This window comes from Vibrio sp. T9 (assembly GCF_003123985.1).
Classification (GTDB): Bacteria; Pseudomonadota; Gammaproteobacteria; order Enterobacterales; family Vibrionaceae; genus Vibrio; species Vibrio diabolicus.
This window is the reverse complement of the sequence record NZ_NIGY01000016.1, coordinates 24,975-47,415: the sequence shown is the minus strand read 5'-3', so window position 1 is coordinate 47,415 and position 22,441 is coordinate 24,975. Positions and strand designations below refer to the sequence as shown.

The following is a 22,441-nucleotide window of genomic DNA, read 5'->3' as shown; positions in this document are numbered from 1 at the left end:
AAAATCGCGCTAAAGCAATGTTAAGCAAATATAACAAGGAAGGCATCATGGCGCATGTTAATCACTATGACGTGATCGTAATCGGTAGTGGCCCTGGCGGAGAAGGGGCTGCAATGGGATTAACCAAAGCGGGACTGAATGTTGCCATTGTCGAGAAAGAAAGCAGTGTCGGCGGCGGTTGTACTCACTGGGGTACCATTCCATCAAAAGCACTGCGTCATGCCGTTAGCCGCATCATCGAATTTAATAGCAACCCGCTATTTTGTCGAAACAACACCAGCGTTCATGCAACATTTTCTGACATTTTAGGTCATGCTAAATCGGTCATTGATAAGCAAACTCGACTTCGTCAGGGCTTTTATGACCGTAACTCATGCACACTTTTGTTCGGAACCGCGCGATTTATCGATAACTACTCTATTGCAGTGATGCAAAGCGACGGTACAGAAGAAATCTATTCTGCGGATAAGTTTGTCATCGCGACGGGTTCTCGTCCGTATCAGCCTAACGACGTTGATTTCTTGCATGAGCGCATCTACGACAGTGATTCCATTTTGAGCCTGAAACACGACCCTCGCCATATCATCATTTACGGTGCAGGCGTTATCGGTTGTGAATACGCTTCTATCTTCCGCGGACTTGGAGTGAAAACCGACCTTATCAATACCCGAGACCGCTTGTTGGAGTTTTTGGATAACGAAGTGTCAGATGCGCTGTCTTACCACTTCTGGAACAGCGGTGTGGTAATTCGTAATGATGAGACCTATGAAAAAATCGAAGGCACAGAAGATGGCGTGATTATTCACCTACAATCTGGCAAGAAGATGAAGGCGGACTGCTTGTTGTATGCGAATGGCCGAACAGGTAACACCGATAAATTGAATTTGGGTGCTGTGGGTCTGGAAGCGGACTCTCGCGGACAACTAAAAGTAAACCGTAACTACCAAACCGATATTGAGCACATTTACGCTGTAGGCGATGTCATCGGTTACCCTAGCCTTGCAAGCGCCGCTTATGACCAAGGGCGATTTGTCGCACAAGCCATTACGAAAGGTCAGGCAGAAAACTATCTGATTGATGATATTCCAACGGGTATCTACACCATCCCAGAGATTAGCTCTGTGGGTAAAACCGAGCAAGAGCTAACAGCTGCGAAAGTACCGTATGAAGTAGGACGCTCTTCGTTCAAGCATCTAGCTCGTGCACAGATCGCAGGGAAAGACATCGGTAGCTTGAAGATATTGTTCCATCGTGAAACCAAAGAAATTTTAGGGATTCACTGCTTTGGCGAACGTGCCGCGGAAATTATCCACATCGGTCAAGCCATTATGGAGCAAAAAGGCTCAGCGAATACCATCGAGTATTTCGTCAATACCACCTTCAACTATCCGACGATGGCCGAAGCGTATCGTGTCGCTGCGTTGAATGGTTTGAACCGCTTGTTCTAATCTATGCTTCTTGATAGCAAACAGAAAAACAGCAGGCTCTGACCTGCTGTTTTTATATCAACATTGTGCGAGGAAGGTATCCTTGCGCCATTGGTAGAGAAAGATAACCCCTAAACCAATACCCCGCATTAACATAAAGCTCGACATTGCAAACCACAGAGCGTGATTTTCCCACTCGGCGAACAAGTAAAAGACAACGAAGAAACTGCTGGTCGCGACAAACATACTATTGCGCATGTCTTTGCCTTTGGTTGCACCGACAAAAATGCCATCCAATAGAAAGCACCACATCGACGCAAGTGGCATCACCACCAGCCAAGGTAGATACACCGCTGCTTGCTGTTGTACAGCCTCAATTGAAGTGATCATGGCGATCAACTGCGATCCCGCCAAACCAAAGAGCGCGGTCAGTCCTAAGCAAATAACCAAACTCCAAAAAAAAGTACCGACAAGTGATGCACTCAATTGTTGCCTATCTTTGGCGCCAATCGCCTTCCCGACCATGGCCTCCATTGCATAAGCAAAGCCATCCATGCCATACGAGATAATCATCAGGAAGCTCATCAGTACCGCATTTGCAGCGACAACCTCATCACCAAAGCTTGCGCCTTGGAACGTCATAAAGCTAAAAGCCGCTTGCAGACACAAAGAGCGTAAGAAAATATCGCGATTCAATTTCACGAAGCGTCCGAACCCATGTTGAGTGCTGGCTAGCAGCTTTTGAGGTGATGGTAATTGCCTCTCTCGCCAGGTTTTCCAGACACACATGAGACCAAAACCCATGCCTGAGTAGTCAGCAATCACCGATGCCAGCGCAGCGCCTTCTACTTTCCACCCCAAACCCATCACAAACAACAAATCGAGGGCAATATTAGTCACGTTGGTGATGATCACCATCCACATTGGTGCTTTGGAATTTTGCGTTCCGAGCAACCACCCCAACAACACAAAGTTCATTAGCGCAGCGGGGGCACTCCATACTCGGATAGAGAAATATTGCATGCCGTAGTGCTTCACTTCAGCACTGGCGTCACTCCAACCAAAGATCAAATCAGCAATCGGGTTATGGGCAATAAGAAAGACTAACGCAAACAGCAGCGCCATGAGTGAGCCTTGCATGAACACCAAGGCAAGTTGCTTTCGGTCTTCACCGCCATAGGACTGCGCCGCCAACCCAGTAGTCGACATACGCAAAAAACCAAGCAGCCAAAATGTCACGCTGATCATGGTACTGCCCAACGCAACACCGCCCAAATACCAAGCGTGGTCTAGATGACCAATCACCGCAGCATCGACCAAACCGAGCAATGGAACAGTAATATTCGACAGCACCATAGGTATCGCTAAAGCTAAGACTTGGCGATGAACTTTTGGGTTAGATAAAGGAGAGAAGATTGAATTTGTCACAGGCACCTCATCAGTAAGATCGACGAGTGTACCTGAGCGCTTAACGACTAGCCAATTACCACTTGATATGAACGAGTACTGGCGTGAGGCGATGCTTCAACATTGGAATCTTATTAAGCCAACGCTGCCAAGCTTTCCAACGAGAACAGAATCTATCGAATGGCGAGAAAGCTTTCACCCACTGTGCCCATGGTAACCATTGCAATATCTGTTCTGCAGGCGCTTCAAAGCCATGAGCATAACGATCAGAACCAAGCTTTTGTCCCCACTTGGTTTCCGTTAAATCTCCTGCCAGCACCATACACAGTTCAGCAGAGACAAAATGTCGACCCAAGGTTTGAATAAATTTCGCGACTTGACGCTCTGTGCAATCGAGCAGTGCCATTTCACATAAAATGAGTACCGGTGCTTGCTCTGGAATGGCTAACGTCTCTAGCCACGACATTTCATCCACACTGCCACAGCGATGTTCATAGCGTTCATTTTTGTGGAACAAGCGCTGACGCCATACCAAATTTTCCGTCACATCCAGCTCTATCCAATGGCAGCGTCCATTATCCAAACGATAAAAGCGGGTATCCAGCCCAGCTCCGACATTGATAATCCAAGCATCGGGATACTGCTGTAAGAAGTGACTAACCTGCTGGTCACAAAGCTGGGTCAGCGTCACGTGCAGCAATTGCTTCTGCGCAATATCACCACTCAAACAATCCGGCGCCATTTTACAGCTCAAACACGCTTTAGCAGCTATCGGATCGTACACCAAGCCATTGTCGACCATGCTTTCACGGCTACGCAATAACAGTGGCTTTAATAAATGGTTAGGAACTTGATGTTTAGACTGAGACATGGGCATTTCCTGCGCCAGAGAGAAAACATAGACATTAATAAAGATGATAATGAATATCAATTACATTATCAAGCTTATAAATTGCTCAAAACAAACAAGGTCAAGATGATAAGCAAGCTTTTGGAGGAAGTAGAACAAAGAGAAGAGAAAAGACAAAACAGCCCAGAAGAACTGGGCTGCTAAAACACACTTACATCCAATCGGTATTGCGAATAATACCAACGGCTAAGCCTTCAATCGTAAGGTGCTGAGACGTTAAGTCCACTTGAATTGGGGCAAACTCTTCATTCTCAGCATGCAGTAATATGGTTGAACCTTTGCGCTCCAAACGCTTCACAGTCACATCATCATCAACACGCGCAACGACAACTTGACCATCTCTCACGTCTTGGGTCTTATGCACCGCGAGCAAATCACCATCCATAATCCCGATGTCTTTCATACTTTCGCCATTTACACGAAGTAAGAAATCCGCTTGCGGTTTGAACATCGCAGGATCGACTTGGTAATGCGCTTCTACGTGTTCCTGAGCCAATATGGGCTCACCCGCAGCAACTTGACCAATCAAAGGCAAGCCCTGTTCGTCATTAGCGGCAGAGTCATCAAGTAGGATACGAATCCCACGCGATGCACCTGGGATAATTTCAATTGCTTGCTTACGAGCAAGCGCTTTTAGGTGTTCCTCTGCGGCATTCGCAGAGCGGAAGCCAAGCTCACGCGCAATCTCTGCACGAGTTGGTGGCATTCCGGTGTCATCGATTTTACTTTTGATCAAATCGAAGACTTGTTGTTGGCGTGGCGTTAACGGCTTCATGTCTCACCTGTCTTTTTATACAGTTAACTGTGAGTATATCCAGTAAATGCTCAAATGAAAACCCAATTGGTTGTTTTTTAATTTATTTGTGGAGTGCACTTCGTTTGCTGCCCAAGTTCATTATTCATGCGTTTAAAACATCGCCTTTTCAGTTAATCAAAGTAAAGCAACAACTTAGGAGTTCGACTAATTTACAGCCAATAAAATTAAAAGGTTTGACCAGTTTCTGGTATCCTTGCTGCGCTTAAATTTTATCGCCTAGGCTTATTTCTTTTGCCGTACTCATTTCTTTTTCTATAGAAGACATGCAAAGCGGACACTGAAATAAGGTTAGGCCTGTTTGAATACCTATTGAGGCTGTGAACTTTATGTCTTCTGGACAATCATTTTCACGTTCATTACTAAAACTACCTTTATCGGTACTGGTAAAGGGCACCACAATCCCGTCGAACCCGATTGAAGATCTGAATATCGACCTCGCTAAGCCGATTGTATATGCCCTACCGTTCCGCTCGAACGTGGATTTGCTGACACTGCAAAAACAAGCCATGAGCCTTGGTCTGCCTGACCCGCTCAGTCCGCTGGAAATCAATGGCAAAACGCTGAACCGTTTCGTCTTTATCGCTGCGCGTCCAACTGTGATGAACAACGATAATGATGTCCCAACCGACTCTGTCTCTCTGTTCTCTGACTTACTGGAACTGCATAAGCTGGATAGTGAGTTGGACGTTCAAATGATCCCTGCAACCGTGCTTTGGGGTCGTAAACCAGGTAAAGAAGAAAACCAAAAGCCTTACCTTCAGCCAATGAATGGCCCGCAAAAGGCGAAAGCGGTAATAGCAGCAGGACGCGACTGCTTGGTTCGCTTTAGTCCCGTGGTATCTCTGCGTTATATGGCAGACTCTCACGGTACCGACAGCGCAATTGCGCACAAATTGGCTCGCGTGGCGCGTATCCACTTCTCTCGCCAAAAACTTGCGGCTTCAGGCCCAAACCTGCCACAACGCCAAGTGTTGTTTGCTCGTTTATTAAAATCTCCAGCTATTGAACTGGCGATCGCTGACGAAGCCAAGAGCAAAAATATCTCGATTGATAAGGCACGTAAAGAAGCCCACGACATCATGGATGAAATCGCCGCCGACTTCTCCTACGGTCTAGTGAAAAACGGCGACCGCATCCTGAGTTGGCTATGGACAAAGCTGTACCAAGGGTTGCACATCAATAACGCCTCGACTGTGCGTCGTTTAGCGCAAGACGGCCACGAAATTGTGTACGTTCCGTGTCACCGTAGTCACATGGACTACCTACTGTTGTCTTACGTTTTATACCATGAAGGCATGGTGCCTCCGCACATTGCGGCAGGCATTAACCTGAACTTCTTCCCGGCAGGTCCTCTTTTCCGTCGCGGTGGGGCGTTCTTTATTCGTCGTAGCTTTAAAGGTAACAAACTGTACTCAACCATTTTCCGCGAGTATCTAGCTGAGCTGTTTGCCAAAGGCTATTCAGTCGAGTACTTCAGTGAGGGTGGTCGTTCACGTACAGGTCGCTTACTGCAAGCGAAAACGGGTATGCTGGCTATGACCATCCAAGCAATGCTACGTGGTCTAAACCGCCCAGTAACACTAGTGCCGGTCTACATCGGTTACGAGCACGTAATGGAAGTAGGCACTTACGCGAAAGAGTTGCGTGGCAAACGCAAAGAGAAAGAAAACGCAGGGCTTGTACTGCGTACTCTGCGTAAACTGCGTAACTTTGGTTTGGGCTATGTGAACTTCGGTGAGCCAATTCAGCTCAACCAATACTTGAACGAGCATGCTCCTGAGTGGACGAAAGACATCGACAGCATGGGTGGTAACAAACCACAGTGGATGAATCCTGTGGTGAACGACCTTGCTAATAAGATGATGACGCACATCAATGATGCGGCGGCGGCAAACGCGTTGACCTTGTGTGCAACCGCACTGCTTGCTTCTCGTCAACGTGCACTTTCTCGTGACTCGCTGATCAATCAGATCGAGTGTTACTTAAAGCTACTCAAAAACAATCCTTACTCAAGCACCTCCACTATCCCTACCGAAAGTGCCGAGGAGTTGGTCGATCATGCGATTTCACTTGATAAGTTCGTGATTGAAACCGATAGCATGGGTGACATCATTTCGCTGGATCGTAGCCAATCGATCCTGATGACCTACTACCGCAACAACATCATCCACTTGTTTGCTCTGCCATCATTAATTGCTCAGATGATCATTCGTCAGCGCAACCTTTCGGTAGAAAAGATTCAAGCGAATGTGGCGCAAATCTACCCATTCTTGAAGAAAGAGTTGTTCTTAAGCTATCAAGAAGACGAGTTGGATGAATTGGTCGTTAAAACACTGCATGAGTTTGCCGATCAGAAAATGATTAGCCTCGATGGTGATAAGCTAGAGATCAATCAGTCGAACAACCAGCCTTTGGTTCTGTTAGGTCGTACAATCACGGAAACACTGCAGCGCTACTCTATCGCGATGAACTTGCTTGTTGCTTACCCTGAGCTCGGTAAATCGGACCTAGAACAGAAGAGCCAAGATATTGCTCAACGTTTAGGACGCTTACACGGTATTAATGCGCCAGAATTCTTCGATAAAGGTGTGTTTACTGCTATGTTCAATACGCTCAAACAGCAAAAATACCTCGATAACGATGGTAACTGTGACACAAAGAAAACGCAGCAATTTGCACGACTACTGTTCACTCTGCTTTATCCAGAAGTGAAACTGACGATCGAAGAGAGTATTCATCAACTTCAGTCGTAACCGTTTTACCTTCTTCCAAAATAAGAAAAAAGGCATCCAATCGGATGCCTTTTTTCTATTTCTTCGCTTACCAAAATGCGACCAATAACCCTATCGCTATCACCATGCCAACATAGTTGTTGTTGAGGAAAGCCTTAAAGCACAACTCCCGCTCACGGTGACGAATTAAGTGCTGCTGATAAACAAACAACGACGCTGCAATCAAAAGGGTCCAGTAGTAACTTTGTCCCAATTGGTAGAACTGCCCTAACCAAACCAACATCGCGAGCGTAATCAGTTGCAATACCCCAATGATGAGTTTGTCATGACGACCAAACAAAATTGCCGTCGATTTAATGCCAATCTTTAAATCATCATCGCGATCGACCATCGCATACTGAGTATCATAAGCAATGGTCCATAAAGCGTTAATCAGAAACACAAACCAAACTATCAGTGGTAGCTCCCCGGTTTGTGCAGCCCACGCCATTGGAATTGCCCAGCTAAAAGCTAAGCCTAAAAAGAGTTGTGGAATATGAGTATAACGCTTCATAAATGGATAAATGAACGCCAACACGATGCCAGCGAAGGATAGCTGAATCGTCAACGGGTTCATGGTCAGCACTAACAAGAATGAGCTGATACCCAAAACCAAAAATAATCCAATCGCTTCTTTTGCTGTCACTTTCCCTGATGGCAGTGGGCGTTGTTTGGTACGTTTTACATGGCCGTCGACTTTGCGGTCAGCAAAATCATTAATCACGCACCCCGCGCTACGCATTAGGAATACACCCAATACAAACACGATAAATACATCCCAACTCGGCATCCCTTGGGCTGAGATAATCAGCGCCCAAATCGTTGGCCACATCAGTAACAGTGAACCAATCGGGCGATCCATGCGCATCAGTTGCCAATATGCTTTGGCTTTTTCTGCGGACATTTACACTGTCTCCTTAGCGTAAACTGGTGAATTAGATAAGAATAACTCGGCGACCAGCATCGGTTTGTGATTCATCCACAACCTTGAGCGTCGCGCTAACAAACGTCCTTCTGGTACGGCTACCCATCCCATTTGCAAAGAATCTCGCTCAACGTTGTCTGCGCTGAACACTGTTAGTCCTAATGGGATATCCCCTTGTTGAGCCAAATCATACTGCTGATCAACTAAGGTTGAGCGAGGAATCAATGTCCGTCCGATAACCCAGTTATCATTGTCACCACACAAAATTACCTCTCGCAGTAAGCAATCTTGTTCGGACAATAACTGGCTTTCGTCCTGTTTTAACGTCGCCGCAGTGACGATCTGATTTTGTAGCAATTCTACCGTTAATGCTTGGCAGTGTTGCTTTAAACGACGTGACAAAGACCCTTGCTCTTCAAGCCAGTGCTTGGCAAATTCATTTGGAAATTCGAATTCGTCGGGGTTTTGCCACTCTACTTCCAATAAAGAAGCAAGATAGAGTGATGTTGGCTGATTCATACTAGTATTCAATTGGAGGCTTTATGCGTACAATAAAGCAACAACTTACCGTCCATAGTAATGTATGTAACCGTAAGTTCCGTTATTTGTTATAGACGGCCCATTGTATCAAGACTGAAGCGATTCGAATATCGCGATCCAGAGAAAGAAAAGTTAGAAATATGTACAAACGTTATATAGCCCAAATTATTTTTGCGTTAACCATACTGTTCGCCGCACCAAGTTGGGCTGAAACGGAAGAAGCTGGACCTAAGTTGGCATACTTTACCCTTGAGCCTGATCTCACGACTAACTTTTACACCAAAGGCAAAAAGTTAGGTTATGTGCAAGTGCGCATCGATATCATGGTAATGAGCCAACAAGATTTATCGATTGTTGAGCATCACCAACCTTTGATTCGCGATGCAGTAATTGAATTACTGGGTAAGCAAACAGAAGATACTATTAAGTCCCTTTCTGGCCGAGAAGATCTGCGCAAAACCTTAGTGACGACCCTCAACGAAACACTTTTGCCCGAAACAGGTAAAACCATCATTGCCGATTTGTTGTTTACAAAATACCTTTACCAATAAACCCAAATCGTTTTGAACATAAAAAAGACCGCTCTTGAGCGGTCTTTTCATTTCAGATTTAGGCTTGCTGTTGGTACTTCATCTTGCCTGAATCAAACAGCGCAATCGCCATCCCCGATAGTAAACCCACTAAGTGAGCGGTGTTTGCAATCGCCATGAACGGCTGCACAAAACCAAGAACTAACCATACCAACATAAAAACGATGATTGGCTTGGGTAGCGTAAGGCCTAAATGTGGCAAGCGGTAACCCAATATCCACAAATAGCCAAGCAGTGCATAGACCACGCCAGACAAGCCACCGAAGTTTGCCCCTTCAACATAGAATTGGCCAGCCCCAGAAAGCGCTGCTGATACTACAAAGAGTTGCAATAGCTTACCGGAACCGAGACGACGTTCGATGTCGCCCCCCAACTGCCACCACCATAGTAAGTTGAACACGATGTGAGTCACTGAAAAGTGCAGTAACGCATGACTTAGCCATCGCCACACTTGCCATTGTTGCCCCTCAAAAGCCGGGAAGTGCAACAACTTAAACACGCCATTGCCAAAGCCAAACATTTGTAACAAGTAGAGGATGATACAGACTGTCATGATCAGCAAAGTTATGGGGCCAGCTTTCGCTTTGACCATGCTCATGATACTCGGGCTGGAATAATGAAATGTGCTCTTACGAGTATCGGCAACGTCCCACGAGGCGGCGCTGTATTTTGAATCAGACGGATTAGCAAGGAACTGCTTAAGTTCGGCTTCCGCTTCTATTTCATGCTGGCTATCAGTCAGCCACAGCGCAAACTGCCCATCTCCTTCTGGCATCATTTCGATGTCAATTTGGCGAGAGGCCATATAATCAATAAAGGCTTGCGCCATACGTGGATTATTTAACGTTACCAATCTCTTCATTAACTTCTCACTATCGGTAGTTCTGCTCGATGCCAGGCTTCAAAGCCACCATCCACACTGTACACCTGTTCAAAGCCTTGGTTAACCAAATATTGCGCCGCACCTTGGCTACTAATGCCGTGGTAACACATCACTAGAATAGGTTGTTCGAACTCCACTTCATCCATAAACGCAACGATCGTATCGTTAGTTAAATGATACGCGGACTCCGCATGCGCAACGGCAAACGATTGAGGGTCACGGATATCTACAAGCTTCGCATCACCCTGCTCGAGCAGCGCTTGCGCACCTTGTACATCGATATGCTTAAACTGATCCATTTACTTTCTCATTGTCTTATTAATATACCCAAGCAACCTCGAACCTAACGTACTAATCAGCACCCGTGGTACAGCATAAAATCCATATTTGAAGCTGCTTGGGTATACTGCCGCTATTGTAACCTATCCAACGGCAAACTTAGACACATGGATAATCAGGGTTTTCAAAAGTGTACACATTCCAACCATTTGTGGATAAAGCTGTGAATTGCGTTGATAAAGTGTATTTGGATCTTTTGATCCACAATATGTAGTGATGATCCTGATCTAACTGTGTGTATATCTATAACTATCCCCAGATGAAAAAGTGCTTGAATCCCTTATTTTGCCCGGGTTTCGAACAATTGATAAATAATTACTTCACAGAGTTATACACAGGTAGCACATAAAATATGGATCGCAAACGCTATCGATTTTCGATCGACAATAAAAAAGCCGAGATCACATGATCTCGGCTTTCTATGAAAATCTTACTTTCAATTAGCAGTAGAACTTAAAATTCACCCACAGCCAATTTTAGTTTCTTCATTGCGTTTTTTTCTAGCTGACGAATACGCTCGGCAGAAACACCAAACTCATCAGCTAAGTCTTGCAATGTTGCTTTCTCATCATCTAACCAACGAGAACGCACGATGCGCTGACTACGCTCATCCAAACTCGCTAATGCATGACCCAAGCGGTTGTTGGTGTGCATTTCCCAGTTTGCAGCTTCGATGTTGTCAGCCACATCAGACGATTTGTCTTCTAGGTACAGCATCGGCGCTGTGTAAGCGTTTGAGCTGTCGTCTTCATCAGTTGGCATATCAAAGGTTGAATCCACCGCCGCTAAGCGTGATTCCATCTCGCGAACTTCAGAAGGCTCAACACCTAACTCACGCGCAACGGTTTCGACTTCACCGTTGTTAAACCAACCCAAGCGCTTTTTCGACTTACGCAAATTGAAGAACAACTTACGTTGCGCTTTAGTGGTCGCAATTTTCACGATACGCCAGTTACGTAGCACGTATTCGTGGATCTCTGCTTTGATCCAGTGGACAGCAAAAGACACCAAGCGAACCCCTACTTCTGGGTTAAAACGCTTAACGGCTTTCATTAGACCGATGTTACCCTCTTGCACAAGGTCCGCCATTGGCAAACCGTAGCCAGAGTAACCACGAGCAACGTGAACAACGAATCGTAGGTGCGAAAGAATTAGACCTTTTGCAGCCTCAATCTCACCTTTGTAGTGTAATCGTTCTGCCAGCTCACGCTCTTCGTCTGCAGTCAGCATTGGGTAGCTGTTTACTGAGCGAATATAGCTATCAAGGCTATCTTGCGTGACTAGAGCCATCGGATACGCTTCTTTTGTCATTCAATTCCTCATCAATCTCTGATCTGGAGCATTACATTGCAAATTTAGCTTCGATATCTTGAACTCAAAATGAACAAGTTTCAAGAAGGGGAAGCAATTATCCATAAACATTCGGTCTAAACAAGGGATCCAGATTAGCTAGTGCTAATAAAATCCAAGTAGTAAGACCTTCATCACTTAAACTGGTTCAATTTCTTTTAAATGTCGTTGCGCCGAAAAGCGCGCCGCAATGCATCCCAAAAGACTACCAATGATGATTAATAGCAAAGATTCATCCCAGCTTAGACCAATCAGGCGAAACTGGCTGTCGTACAATGCAGCAAGATCTTCCACCGCACTATTCATAACAATGGTCACTAAAGCCGTTACCAACCACGCGATGGTGGCACCTAATACGCCAAACCACATCCCCGTGTACAAATAAGGGCGCAGAATAAAACTGTCCGTTGCACCGATCAGTTTCATGGTTTGAATCTCTTCTTTATTCGCCAGCACATTAAATCGCAACGTGTTGCCAACGATTAAAAATACCGCACCGAGCATCAACACTGTCAGAGTAATGACAATAATACTCGCGAGAGTTTTGATCGCATCAAGACGCGCCAGCCAGTCTTCGTCAAGTCTCACATCGGTCACGTCTTGTTGCTCTCGAACGTCTTTGGCTAATGACTGAATATCACTTTTTAGCTCCGAGGCTGGCGTAATCACCAACACACCGGGTAGCGCATAGCCACTTAAAAGGCTGATAGCCTGATCGAATCCTGCATATTGGCTTAAATCAGATAGACCTTGTTGCGGTGAAATATATTCCACCTCTTTTACCAAAGGCCAAGTTTCAATTTGATCTTTGAGAACCATCACACGTGCATCCGGCATGCCTTCTACTAAGTAAGCACTAACTTGCGAGGGAGATGCCACATCTTCCGCGGCACCCGCGACGTTTTTGCCCAGTAGATACAAACAAGCTGGCATGGCAAGTGCCATGGAGATCACCGCTAGGGTCAGAATGTTGCCTAGTGGTCGTTGCCATAAGGCGCTAAAAGAGGATTTTGCTTGTTTTGCGTGGACAGAGAAAAAACCATCGGTATTTGCACGCTTGGCACTGCGGCCTTTCCCCTTCTTTTGGGAGTGCTTGTTACCTGCCATAGTCTTCTACCTCACTTAGGAAGCCTTGGTTCAATTCAAAATGACGATACTGTGGGCGAGTGTTTACTAACCCCACATCGTGCGTGGCAAGTAAGATTGTCACGCCCGCACGGTTAAACTCTTCGAATAGACGCAACACACGGTTGGATAATTCTGGGTCAAGGTTACCTGTCGGCTCATCAGCCACCAGCAACGTTGGTCGATTGACCACAGCACGGGCAATACCGACGCGTTGTTGCTCACCACCAGAGAGTTGACTAGGTAGACAACGAGCTTTATCGAGTAAGCCTGTTTTATCTAACGCCGCAGAAACACGGCGTTTGATTTCGTTTTCAGAAATCGATTCGATACGCATCGGCAGAGCAACATTGTCGTATACGCTGCGATCCATCAATAGACGATGGTCTTGAAAAACAATGCCAATATTGCGGCGCAAAAAAGGGATGTCTTTGCTTGGAATGCGCGTGATATCGTGACCATTAAAATGGATTTTTCCATCGGTCGGGCGCTCTATCGCACAAATCAATTTCAGCAAGGTACTTTTACCAGCCCCGGAATGCCCGCCTAAAAACGCCATTTCACCGCGCCTCAGGTGAAAATCGACTTTTTGCAGTGCTTGTCGACCACCTCGGTAAGCTTTGCTCACTTGCTGAAATTTGATCACCGTTGATTTCCTCTAACTCTTTTTATTCTTCACGACTAAACAGTGCGTCAATAAACTCTTGAGTTTCAAATGGACGCAAGTCTTCGATACCTTCACCCACACCGATGTAACGAATTGGAATACCAAACTGGTCAGCAATAGCGAAAATTACGCCGCCCTTGGCTGTACCATCCAGCTTAGTCAAGGTAATCCCGGTTAGAGGGGCAACATCACTGAAAAGTTTCGCTTGGCTAATGGCATTTTGCCCTGTACCTGCGTCTAGCGTCAGCATGATCTCGTGTGGTGCAGAGTCATCAATTTTCTTCATCACACGTACAATCTTACGCAGCTCTTCCATTAGGTTCGCTTTGTTCTGTAAACGACCCGCGGTATCGGCAATCACAACATCCACACCACGTGCTTTTGCCGCTTCAATCGCATCATAAATAACAGAAGCACTGTCTGCACCAGTATGCTGGGCAATCACAGGAACGTTGTTACGCTCACCCCATACCTGTAGCTGTTCAACCGCCGCCGCACGGAAGGTATCGCCCGCCGCTAGCATCACTTTTTTGCCTTGAGTTTGGAACTGCTTGGCAAGCTTACCGATGGTCGTGGTTTTACCCACGCCATTTACACCCACCATTAAGATAACGTAAGGCGTTTTGTTGCTATCGATTTCTAGTGGCTGCTCGACTTTAGAAAGAATCTCAGCCATTTCTTCTTTCAACAAACCATAAAGGGCTTCGCCGTCTTTCAGATCGCCACGTGTGGCTTTTTCTGTCAGGTTGTTGATAATTTTTGTTGTGGTATTCATGCCCACATCAGCAATAAGCAGTTGCTCTTCTAGCTCTTCAAACAAGTCTTCATCGATTTTCTTACCGCTGAACAGACCGAAGAAGCCAGCGCCGATGTTTGCTTTTGTGCGGCTTAGGCTGCGTTTGAGGCGAGCAAAAAAGCTCTCTGTTGGCTTTTCTTGTTCTTGAACGCGAGGTGCAGCAGGCTCTTCTGCTTCTGCTTCTGCTTCTGCTTCTGCTTCTGCTTCTGCTTCTGCTTCTGCTTCTGCTTCTGCAGCCTCCGCTTTTTTCGATTCTTCTTCAAGTTCTGGCGTTGCTTCCGCTTGCTCAGCAGCCGCGTCGGTTTGCTGCTCTTCAGAAGGCGCTTCCACTGCTTCTTCTTTTACTGTTTCTTCAGTTTTTGGCTTTGGGCTTTGTTCTTCGTCACCAAAACCTAGCCACGAAAGTAATCCGCGCTTCTTTTTTTCCGTCATCTGGGGCTATCCTAGATTGTTCTTTTATCTATTAATGACTCTTTTTTGACAAGATTATTATCTGTCTAAAAAAGGCTAATGACAAAGTTGTGAAAACTTTCCGATTAGGTAATTCTAATCTTATTAGTGTTACACTCTGTCATCTTGAATATTCTGGGCTGTATCCAAGCTCCAAGCTCACGGCTTGGGCGATTAGATATAGTATCACTTTATTAGCGGTCAAAAAATCTATGGTAAGACGTCGCCAGCAAAACTCATCACAAAAAAAGCCAACAACGGGCTTTGTTCGCATTATTAGTGGCTTATGGAGAGGCAGAAAACTTCCTGTACACGATGCTGAAGGCTTACGCCCAACGACCGATCGCGTCAAAGAAACGCTATTTAACTGGCTGGCTCAAGATGTGCCGCAAGCAAAATGTCTCGACTTATTTGCCGGCTCCGGCGGCTTAGGCTTTGAGTCGGCTTCGCGCCAAGCAGAGCAAGTGACCATGGTCGAGCTGAACCCACAAGCTTTCCAACAGTTACAGAAGAATGTGGCGTCTCTCAACGCGAACAACATCCAAGTAGTGAATACCGACGCACTGAGCTTTTTAAAACAGCCGGGTACTGCGCACCATGTGGTGTTTATTGACCCACCGTTTCGTAAGGGACTATTGGATGAAACCGTGGCTCTGCTAGAACAAAATGGCTGGCTCGCGGAAGACGCGATGATTTATATTGAAACAGAAAAAGAACTCAATATTGCCGACTTACCAGAAAACTGGCAGTTACATCGAGAAAAAACAGCAGGCCAAGTGAGTTACCGTCTGTATGAACGTACCTCCGCATAACGCCTCGATTTAAAAGGACACTTAAATGAAAGCATTAATTCTGCTGGCCAAAGCGGCTATCGCCTTTGTTTGGTTAGTATTGATCCTCAATATCTTTATGCCGTTTCCCGGTAATGCCGCGATTGCGCTGTACATCATGACCGCTTTTTTGTTCATCATGCACGGTTTACAAATGGCCATCTTCATTGGCGCATTTGGCGACAAAATTAAAATGAGCAGTTGGGAAAAATATTCCATCCTGATCTTTGGTATTTTTGCCCTGCTCGATATTCGTCGTAAACACATGATGTAATCGCCCAAATACTAAAAAGCCGCTCTCAAGAGCGGCTTTTTTATTGCGTTTATTCCGTCACCCAAGATAACTCTTAACACCATCCAAAAACATTTGAGTGGAGATCATCACCAGCAACAAGCCCATTAAACGCTCTACCGCTTTTAGACCACGCTCGCCCAACAAACGATTAAAGAAGCCATAAAACATTAGAATAAAAAATGTTGCGCCCCACGCAATCACAACTGATGCGGACATTTCCAACACTTTTTCTGGATGCTGTGAAGATAGCAAAAGCAATGCTGCAATCACTGAAGGGCCCGCGATCATAGGAATGGCCATCGGAACAATAAAGGGCTCCTCCCCTGCCGCCAGTCCAGTGATACTGCCAGCGCTCGGAAAGATCATCTTAATCGCGATAATGAAGAGAATAATGCCACCTGAGATGCTGAGCGTTTCTGGCTGGACATGCAAAAAACTTAAGATGCTTTGTCCTGCAAACAGAAACAACATCAAGATCAGTAAGGCAAACAGTAGTTCACGAATCAATACCTTACGGCGACGCTTAGGATCGATGTGCTTGAGAATAGACAACACAATCGGCAAATTACCGAGAGGGTCCATGATTAGAAACAGCATGGTCGCTGCAGAAAGAATGTCCATATTCTGGCCTCACCTAAAAAATGGCGGCCAGTGTATAGCAAACTGACAACGTGAGTACATGGTTGAGGGCGAAAACAGCATATTCACCCTCGCATCATAGCCGCCGCTTAGTGATTGCAGACACGCGCCATATTGACCACAAACTTACCTTCAAGCTCACGGATTTTGTCGCGCTTGAGCAAAAATGCTAGCAATGCATCTAAGTCTAGATCATTCAGTTTACAGGTGTGAAAGCGAACGGTGTTGCCAAAGTGCTGTGCCAGCGCTTCGCGATCCATTGGCGTTTCTCGAAGTAGCTTTAGCAGCTCGTGGGCATGGATTTCACTCATTATTGACTCCAGTCATCAAGAACAATACGTCCAGTTTACTGAAATCTTCGTGAGCTGCTTTGACTTAAATTAGTAAATGATAGAGGCAACAATGAGGGCGTGGGCAAAGAAGTAGCTGCCACTTACCCACAGATAGGCGTGTTTCATCGGTTTTCGGTAACCGTGTATCGCATACGCCAACGCCGAATAGATCAAAACTAGGGTTCCGCTGAAACCGATAGCATTGGCATAGCTCGGGGCCTGCAACCAAACTTCACCCGCCGCCCAAGCAAGCTGAACCAGCATCATCCCCATGATCACAACGGGAAACACCAGAGAGTCGAGTTGAGGTAGCAACAAAAAGAACGCCACGATACTCGCTGCGAGCAGTAGGGCCAACAGCCACCAGACAATCTCACCATTAAGCTGTACCCAAAATGACTTGCTGTAGCACACCTGAGCAAGCAAATACGCAGCAAAGTAAATTAGCTTGCGAGTTTTAAACGAGTGCAGCGTATCTGCCACCATAGACACAATAAGCCCACCCGCAATCCAGTAGGTATATGTTGCGGATGCGCCTTGAGTTAACACCAACACAAGAAGAAGTAGCAGAGTAAAGATTTTAAACACGAGGGATTGTGTCGGGTTAGCTTGTTTTGCTCCCAACACGGAATACACACCTGATAGCCCTATCGCCAGCCAACTCCACATGCCGTATACACCTTTTACTTAAACTCGCCGCTAGTCTAGGTAGACCAGTTTTGATGTAAAGACACAATCTGCGAAAGTTGGATCTCGCTAGCGATTCGAAACATTTTGTAACCCTCAGTCTGCACAACAATTAAGTCGATGAGCCTTAATGACGGCCATAAATATGGGGCAGAGCCCTATCCCATGAGCCAAGTTCATCAAATCACACGGCACAATAACCCGCGCTTAGTCAGGCCATTTAACTAAAAAGCAGCCCAATGGCCTTGGTAACCCATCACGTCAAAAACTGATGACTAAACCATCAGACTGTATACATCACAGGCAACAAGAATAAATAACAGACACAAAACAGAAAATCGTCTTGGTAGCGAGCTAAGATAGTAGAAACCACCGATGAACAGATTAGAACAACATGAAAAATCAAACTTAACTCAATAACAAAAACATCAAATAACGAACGTAAGCTAATGATAAATAAAGCCACATTCTCAATAACCATCGAAAACACCGACTTCATAAACCATCAAATCACTAAACACTTTTTAAGCCCATATTTTCTCATTAGATAAGAAAATTCCCCTTCCACACCTCAACTCAATGATGCACCTCCATAGCACATCTTTTTATTTTCTCAATTTTTGAGAAACACAGACAAAATCGGCAATCAACATACCAACCGAAACAAAAAACAATTTCCAAGCCAACAACAAACCAAGATTGACACTTTAAAATCATACACTTAAACAAAATACGAACAACAATCACACAATGCGAGCATTTTAAATACAACACAAAAAACACAGTTTCATTAGTCAAAAACACGTAAAAAAAGACAAGTTAAGTGTATTTTTTGAAAAGATTATCGAGCATATGTTGATCAAACCCCAAAAACAGTGCTATATTAAATTCATCGAGTTCATCAAAGATTAAGGGGTAGTGTTATGATTTCATCTTCTCAAAAACAAGGGCTGGTAATGATTGCAGTGGTTGTGGGTTTAATGACACTGCCAATGATGTACTAACCTACTGATTAAAAATAAAAAAGGACGCAAATGCGTCCTTTTTTATTTATCTGTATTTTTCTACTGTATGTGTTTGGACAAGATATCCCAATGCATATAGTAGAAACCAAGAGCGGCGAGCGTAATCAACGTCATTAGCAAAATTGCTGCACGCCAAATAAAACGAGAGCTTCTTGGCGTTAGCTCTTTTTCACAAGCGTCACATGCCGCCATAAAGCCTTTCCGATCATCCAGCTTATAATCGTCTTCGTGAACCACTTTATTACGCACAGTAGCGATAAAACGAAGCTTCGCTATCACGTCATGTGGTAAACGTTCTTCACAACTATTAATAAGTTGGTGTAACCCTTTCCCTTCTGCATGGTACTGAGTACGCAAAAGTTTTTCGATCGTTCGGGTACGCATGACTACTTTTTCAATATCTGACATCGTAACCCTCCTTACCAGACCCTTCCCGTGTTCGTTATTTTTATTCTTCTATAAATTTAGAGCTTTTTCGAGCCGTTAAGTGCAATTTTACTTTCAATTTGTGCCCTTGAGCGCATATAGCCAGACAAGTGAAAGCTGCTTAGTTCAGCTTTAGTGACGTAGCTTGCAGATGAAGCAACGATTTCATCGCGCGCCCATTGAGGTAAACCGTGAAGTGCGCCGAATAAAATTCATGTCCCTTTCATTAGATTATGAATAAGTTATCTCAACTCATCGTTTCATCAGTGAGTTCTGTAGAATAGAGCTCAATGAAACATCGGAGGTTAACATGCCAATCTCACTTATTGTCGCCCTGTTCGCCCTTATTGCTTTGGGCGCATGGGTATTTTTTCGTTTCTATAGCAAGCACTATGTGGGCGAAGACGCTCCAGAACAAAGTGCACAGGTAACTATTTTAGATAAGCAAGCTATCGACGTCCCAGATGCACCACCAGGCCAAGACGACCAAGAATATTGGATTTATGTCCAACGCGGTTCTATTGGCCCTAAACGAGAGTTCCAAATTGGAGTGCACTACTACCATGCACTCAACCCTGGAGATAAAGGAACGCTAACCTATCGTGGTAACAAATTCCTTCACTTCGCCATCAAACGTTAAGGCAGTAACCAACGAGTCTTGGCAGAGCGAGAAAAGAGATAGCTCATCGCCAAGGCTCCAGCTCCACTGATAATGATCCAGACTGGAATCACCCATGCGGGATGTCCGGTGTACCAACCAAACGCTTTCATCGGCCATAAGAAAATTGGGTGAAGTAAGTAAATCCCCAAGCTGTGCTGACTGATCACACTCACCACTTTTTGTACTTTTGGTGACAAGCCTTCCCCAAAGTAACGACCGATCATGAAAATCATCGAAGCCGCTAGAATGACATTCAGTGTTTTGTAAGAAAGCCAGCGTCCAACCGTGTACTTCTCCGCCTCTAAACTGTTCGTCACGACCATAGTAAATGTCACAGCCAACGCGACGAGGCCAAACCCTGTAAATAAGGTCACCATAGAGCGGTTCAAAGGCACTTTTTGAAATAGAACATAACCCAGAGGAAGGTAACCCATGTAGAGCCACATTTGGTTACTCCACGGACCATCAATCTTGAACAAAAACAGCGTGCTGGTGAAAAGCCAAAATGCGAGATAGGTATACAATACATTGTCATCAACGTTGCGTACCATCCATTGGAACAACGGAATCACAAAATACAGCGGTATAAAGTAATAGAAGAACCCTAGGTGGTAATACGTCGCGTGGAATGGGCTATTGCTCAATACCTCTTTTACGGTTTCAAAGTCAAACCCTTGAGCCGTCCAGCCAGAGAGGTATGCATAAAACATCGACCAAATAAGAAATGGGACTAAGACTTTGCCTAAACGCCTTTTGATATAATACTTACCGTCAAATGGTCGAGTGTCACTGAGCATCAACGCTCCGGTGATCAGAATGAAAACTGGCACCGCCCAGCGGGTAACGCTATTAACGCCTACCGCCGTCAACCATTGGTCAAACGGGATCACTCCTAACTCATTTCGATAAGGGGCCAAGACGTGAATGGCGATCACTGCCACCGCAGCAAAGCAGCGCAATAAATCAAAAAACAGAACCCTTTCTCTCATACCTTTCCCTACTTTGAGTCGCTTATCGTTTATAGCATAGGGTAAATCTCAGCCAGTGAAATGGTTAACAATCTGTTTTTGCTTATTTTTAACGCAACAATGACCTACAACGGGGATTTCATCACCACTCTAATCAATTAACGAGAACCAAACATCAGCATTCACTCTCGATGCCAAACCCACACAGTTTGATTACATCAACGGCGCATAAGAAACAAAAATGGCTCCGATTTGGAGCCATTTATACCATCTACAGATAGCAATACTGGGAATAGTTACGCAGTAGCAACGTTAGCTTTTGGCAACTTAATCGAAATCAACGTCGTCAGCGCCAAGAAAGCAAAGGAGACCCATAAGCACGCCGCAAGACCAGCCTCTTGGTAGATCCAACCCGATAATACCGTGCCAATCAAACGTCCCATCGCATTGGCCATGTAATAGAAGCCAACATCGAGAGACACACCATCGCCTTTGGCATAGCTCACAATCAGATACGAATGAAGTGAAGAGTTAATGGCAAACACAGCGCCAAAAATCATTAACCCCACAACAATCACCAACTCAGGCTGCCAACCGATTTGCACACCATAAGCAATACCGCCCGTAATTAACGCAAGAATTCCTGCCCATACTAATGCTGCACTACCATCAGGCACGCGACCTTGCGCTTTACCAGTAATACGCGGCGCAAAGCCTTGCACAAACCCATAAGCAATGACCCATGCGGCTAAAAAGCCACCGACCCACAAGTGATCCCAACCAAACACGCTGCCGAGATAAATAGGCAGAGCGACCACAAACCACACATCACGTGCCCCAAACAAGAACATACGTGCCGCAGATAAAATATTTATAGATTCGGATTTGGAGAAAATTTGGCGAAACTTAGGTTTGCTCTTTGCTTTACCCATGTCAGCTTCTAGCCAGATCATGCTGCAAACAAACACCAATGCAAGCACACTCGCCATAATAAACATCGAGTTTTGGAAACCCACCCAAGACAACAACAAGCCACCGACAAAGAAACCCGCTCCTTTGAGCGCGTTCTTCGAGCCCGTCAAAATGGCCACCCATTTGTAAAGCGCGCCTTGCTGCTCGTCTGGCACTAGCGTTTTAATCGCACTCTTAGCACTCATCTTGTTGAGGTCTTTGGCAATCCCCGACAAAGCTTGCGCCGCCATCACCCAAGGAATCGTCAGCCATGCGTTGGGTACTGCCAGCATCAACAACGCAAACACTTGCATCGCTAAACCAATATTCATGGTTTTGTTCAGGCCTAACCTTGCGCCCAACCAACCACCAATCAAATTGGTCACCACACCAAAAAATTCATAGAAAAGGAACAGTGAGGCAATAGCTAACGTGGAATAACCCAAGTCGTGAAAATAGAGCACCACCAGCATACGCAGCGCTCCGTCGGTCACGGTAAAGTTCCAATAGTTAAACGTCACTAACATGTGCTGACGAATACTTTTGCTCAATTGAGAAATCATATTGACCTCTTATGTACAGCGATAGAAGCATTTAGATCATCATGTGCCAAATGCTTATTAACATGTA

The 22,441-nt window shown here is 45.3% G+C and carries 24 protein-coding genes; 7 read left to right on the top strand and 17 right to left on the bottom strand.

The window, feature by feature from the left end; all coding sequences use genetic code 11:
- The first annotated feature begins 17 nt into the window (after positions 1 to 17).
- Complete coding sequence (gene sthA, locus CBX98_RS23250; protein ID WP_005389689.1) at positions 18 to 1,448, top strand: Si-specific NAD(P)(+) transhydrogenase; 1,431 nt, start codon at positions 18 to 20, stop codon at positions 1,446 to 1,448.
- Between the two features lie 57 nt (positions 1,449 to 1,505).
- Here the strand turns inward: sthA and dinF are convergent, their stop codons facing one another.
- Positions 1,506 to 2,855, bottom strand: a complete 1,350-nt coding sequence (dinF, locus tag CBX98_RS23245) for an MATE family efflux transporter DinF (protein ID WP_172606018.1) — start codon at positions 2,853 to 2,855, stop codon at positions 1,506 to 1,508.
- 55 nt (positions 2,856 to 2,910) lie between these two features.
- Complete coding sequence (locus CBX98_RS23240; protein WP_005393777.1) at positions 2,911 to 3,705, bottom strand: class I SAM-dependent methyltransferase; 795 nt, start codon at positions 3,703 to 3,705, stop codon at positions 2,911 to 2,913.
- Between CBX98_RS23240 and CBX98_RS23235 the strand changes: the two genes are divergently transcribed.
- Positions 3,688 to 3,888 carry a hypothetical protein gene (locus tag CBX98_RS23235; RefSeq protein WP_109170349.1) on the top strand — a complete coding sequence of 67 codons (201 nt, stop codon included), beginning with the start codon at positions 3,688 to 3,690 and terminating at the stop codon, positions 3,886 to 3,888. The two genes, CBX98_RS23240 and CBX98_RS23235, sit on opposite strands and share 18 nt — an antisense overlap.
- Before the next feature lie 7 nt (positions 3,889 to 3,895).
- Here CBX98_RS23235 and lexA read toward each other — a convergent pair whose 3' ends face one another.
- The gene (gene lexA, locus CBX98_RS23230; protein ID WP_005393778.1) at positions 3,896 to 4,519 is read right to left on the bottom strand and encodes a transcriptional repressor LexA; all 624 of its coding nucleotides are present in this window, start codon (positions 4,517 to 4,519) and stop codon (positions 3,896 to 3,898) included.
- A 368-nt stretch (positions 4,520 to 4,887) separates the two neighbouring features.
- Here lexA and plsB point away from each other — a divergent pair, with 368 nt between their 5' ends.
- Complete coding sequence (gene plsB, locus CBX98_RS23220; RefSeq protein ID WP_053807606.1) at positions 4,888 to 7,314, top strand: glycerol-3-phosphate 1-O-acyltransferase PlsB; 2,427 nt, start codon at positions 4,888 to 4,890, stop codon at positions 7,312 to 7,314.
- Between the two features lie 67 nt (positions 7,315 to 7,381).
- Here the strand turns inward: plsB and ubiA are convergent, their stop codons facing one another.
- Both ubiA and CBX98_RS23210 read right to left on the bottom strand, forming a co-directional pair.
- On the bottom strand, positions 7,382 to 8,236 hold the full coding sequence (gene ubiA / locus CBX98_RS23215; RefSeq protein WP_005393780.1) for a 4-hydroxybenzoate octaprenyltransferase: 855 nt from the start codon (positions 8,234 to 8,236) through the stop codon (positions 7,382 to 7,384).
- Positions 8,237 to 8,776, bottom strand: coding sequence for a chorismate lyase (locus tag CBX98_RS23210; protein ID WP_080955994.1), 540 nt, complete (start codon positions 8,774 to 8,776; stop codon positions 8,237 to 8,239).
- A 161-nt stretch (positions 8,777 to 8,937) separates the two neighbouring features.
- On the opposite strand from CBX98_RS23210, the gene CBX98_RS23205 reads away from it, so the two are divergent.
- Entirely contained in the window at positions 8,938 to 9,348 is a 411-nt protein-coding gene (locus CBX98_RS23205) for a flagellar basal body-associated protein FliL (RefSeq protein WP_046874381.1), read from the top strand.
- 58 nt (positions 9,349 to 9,406) lie between these two features.
- Here the strand turns inward: CBX98_RS23205 and glpG are convergent, their stop codons facing one another.
- The 6 genes from glpG to ftsY form a co-directional block, all read right to left on the bottom strand.
- Complete coding sequence (gene glpG / locus CBX98_RS23200) at positions 9,407 to 10,249, bottom strand: rhomboid family intramembrane serine protease GlpG (protein WP_047010236.1); 843 nt, start codon at positions 10,247 to 10,249, stop codon at positions 9,407 to 9,409.
- A complete protein-coding gene (gene glpE / locus CBX98_RS23195) occupies positions 10,249 to 10,569 on the bottom strand; it encodes a thiosulfate sulfurtransferase GlpE (protein WP_005378691.1) in 321 nt (106 codons plus the stop codon). The genes glpG and glpE overlap by 1 nt, the downstream gene beginning before the upstream one ends.
- 493 nt (positions 10,570 to 11,062) lie before the next feature.
- The gene (gene rpoH / locus CBX98_RS23185; protein WP_005378693.1) at positions 11,063 to 11,920 is read right to left on the bottom strand and encodes an RNA polymerase sigma factor RpoH; all 858 of its coding nucleotides are present in this window, start codon (positions 11,918 to 11,920) and stop codon (positions 11,063 to 11,065) included.
- Positions 11,921 to 12,097: 177 nt separating this feature from the next.
- Positions 12,098 to 13,066: a permease-like cell division protein FtsX gene (gene ftsX, locus CBX98_RS23180; RefSeq protein ID WP_005393793.1), complete on the bottom strand. Its 969-nt coding sequence runs from the start codon at positions 13,064 to 13,066 to the stop codon at positions 12,098 to 12,100.
- Positions 13,056 to 13,730 carry a cell division ATP-binding protein FtsE gene (gene ftsE, locus CBX98_RS23175; RefSeq protein WP_005393800.1) on the bottom strand — a complete coding sequence of 225 codons (675 nt, stop codon included), beginning with the start codon at positions 13,728 to 13,730 and terminating at the stop codon, positions 13,056 to 13,058. The genes ftsX and ftsE overlap by 11 nt, the downstream gene beginning before the upstream one ends.
- Before the next feature lie 22 nt (positions 13,731 to 13,752).
- Positions 13,753 to 14,979 (bottom strand): signal recognition particle-docking protein FtsY, encoded by a 1,227-nt coding sequence (gene ftsY, locus CBX98_RS23170; RefSeq protein WP_109170348.1) that lies wholly within the window; start codon positions 14,977 to 14,979, stop codon positions 13,753 to 13,755.
- A 230-nt stretch (positions 14,980 to 15,209) separates the two neighbouring features.
- On the opposite strand from ftsY, the gene rsmD reads away from it, so the two are divergent.
- Both rsmD and CBX98_RS23160 read left to right on the top strand, forming a co-directional pair.
- Positions 15,210 to 15,809: a 16S rRNA (guanine(966)-N(2))-methyltransferase RsmD gene (rsmD, locus tag CBX98_RS23165; RefSeq protein WP_012841297.1), complete on the top strand. Its 600-nt coding sequence runs from the start codon at positions 15,210 to 15,212 to the stop codon at positions 15,807 to 15,809.
- 25 nt (positions 15,810 to 15,834) lie between these two features.
- Positions 15,835 to 16,101: a DUF1145 domain-containing protein gene (locus CBX98_RS23160; RefSeq protein ID WP_005393805.1), complete on the top strand. Its 267-nt coding sequence runs from the start codon at positions 15,835 to 15,837 to the stop codon at positions 16,099 to 16,101.
- Between the two features lie 57 nt (positions 16,102 to 16,158).
- On the opposite strand, the gene CBX98_RS23155 is transcribed toward CBX98_RS23160, so the two are convergent.
- From CBX98_RS23155 to CBX98_RS23130, 4 genes are all read right to left on the bottom strand, one after another.
- Positions 16,159 to 16,743, bottom strand: coding sequence for a YhgN family NAAT transporter (locus CBX98_RS23155; RefSeq protein ID WP_109170347.1), 585 nt, complete (start codon positions 16,741 to 16,743; stop codon positions 16,159 to 16,161).
- A 107-nt stretch (positions 16,744 to 16,850) separates the two neighbouring features.
- Complete coding sequence (locus CBX98_RS23150; protein ID WP_172606017.1) at positions 16,851 to 17,072, bottom strand: YecH family metal-binding protein; 222 nt, start codon at positions 17,070 to 17,072, stop codon at positions 16,851 to 16,853.
- 69 nt (positions 17,073 to 17,141) lie between these two features.
- Complete coding sequence (locus tag CBX98_RS23145) at positions 17,142 to 17,762, bottom strand: lysoplasmalogenase (RefSeq protein ID WP_005393811.1); 621 nt, start codon at positions 17,760 to 17,762, stop codon at positions 17,142 to 17,144.
- A gap of 1,082 nt (positions 17,763 to 18,844) precedes the next feature.
- Positions 18,845 to 19,213 carry a hypothetical protein gene (locus CBX98_RS23130; RefSeq protein ID WP_005393815.1) on the bottom strand — a complete coding sequence of 123 codons (369 nt, stop codon included), beginning with the start codon at positions 19,211 to 19,213 and terminating at the stop codon, positions 18,845 to 18,847.
- Positions 19,214 to 19,541: 328 nt separating this feature from the next.
- Between CBX98_RS23130 and CBX98_RS23125 the strand changes: the two genes are divergently transcribed.
- Positions 19,542 to 19,871, top strand: coding sequence for a DUF2500 domain-containing protein (locus CBX98_RS23125; protein ID WP_012841295.1), 330 nt, complete (start codon positions 19,542 to 19,544; stop codon positions 19,869 to 19,871).
- On the opposite strand, the gene CBX98_RS23120 is transcribed toward CBX98_RS23125, so the two are convergent.
- Both CBX98_RS23120 and arsJ read right to left on the bottom strand, forming a co-directional pair.
- On the bottom strand, positions 19,868 to 20,881 hold the full coding sequence (locus CBX98_RS23120; RefSeq protein WP_005393819.1) for an acyltransferase family protein: 1,014 nt from the start codon (positions 20,879 to 20,881) through the stop codon (positions 19,868 to 19,870). The two genes, CBX98_RS23125 and CBX98_RS23120, sit on opposite strands and share 4 nt — an antisense overlap.
- A gap of 275 nt (positions 20,882 to 21,156) precedes the next feature.
- Positions 21,157 to 22,374, bottom strand: coding sequence for an organoarsenical effux MFS transporter ArsJ (gene arsJ / locus CBX98_RS23115; RefSeq protein WP_109170345.1), 1,218 nt, complete (start codon positions 22,372 to 22,374; stop codon positions 21,157 to 21,159).
- Positions 22,375 to 22,441: the final 67 nt, after the last annotated feature.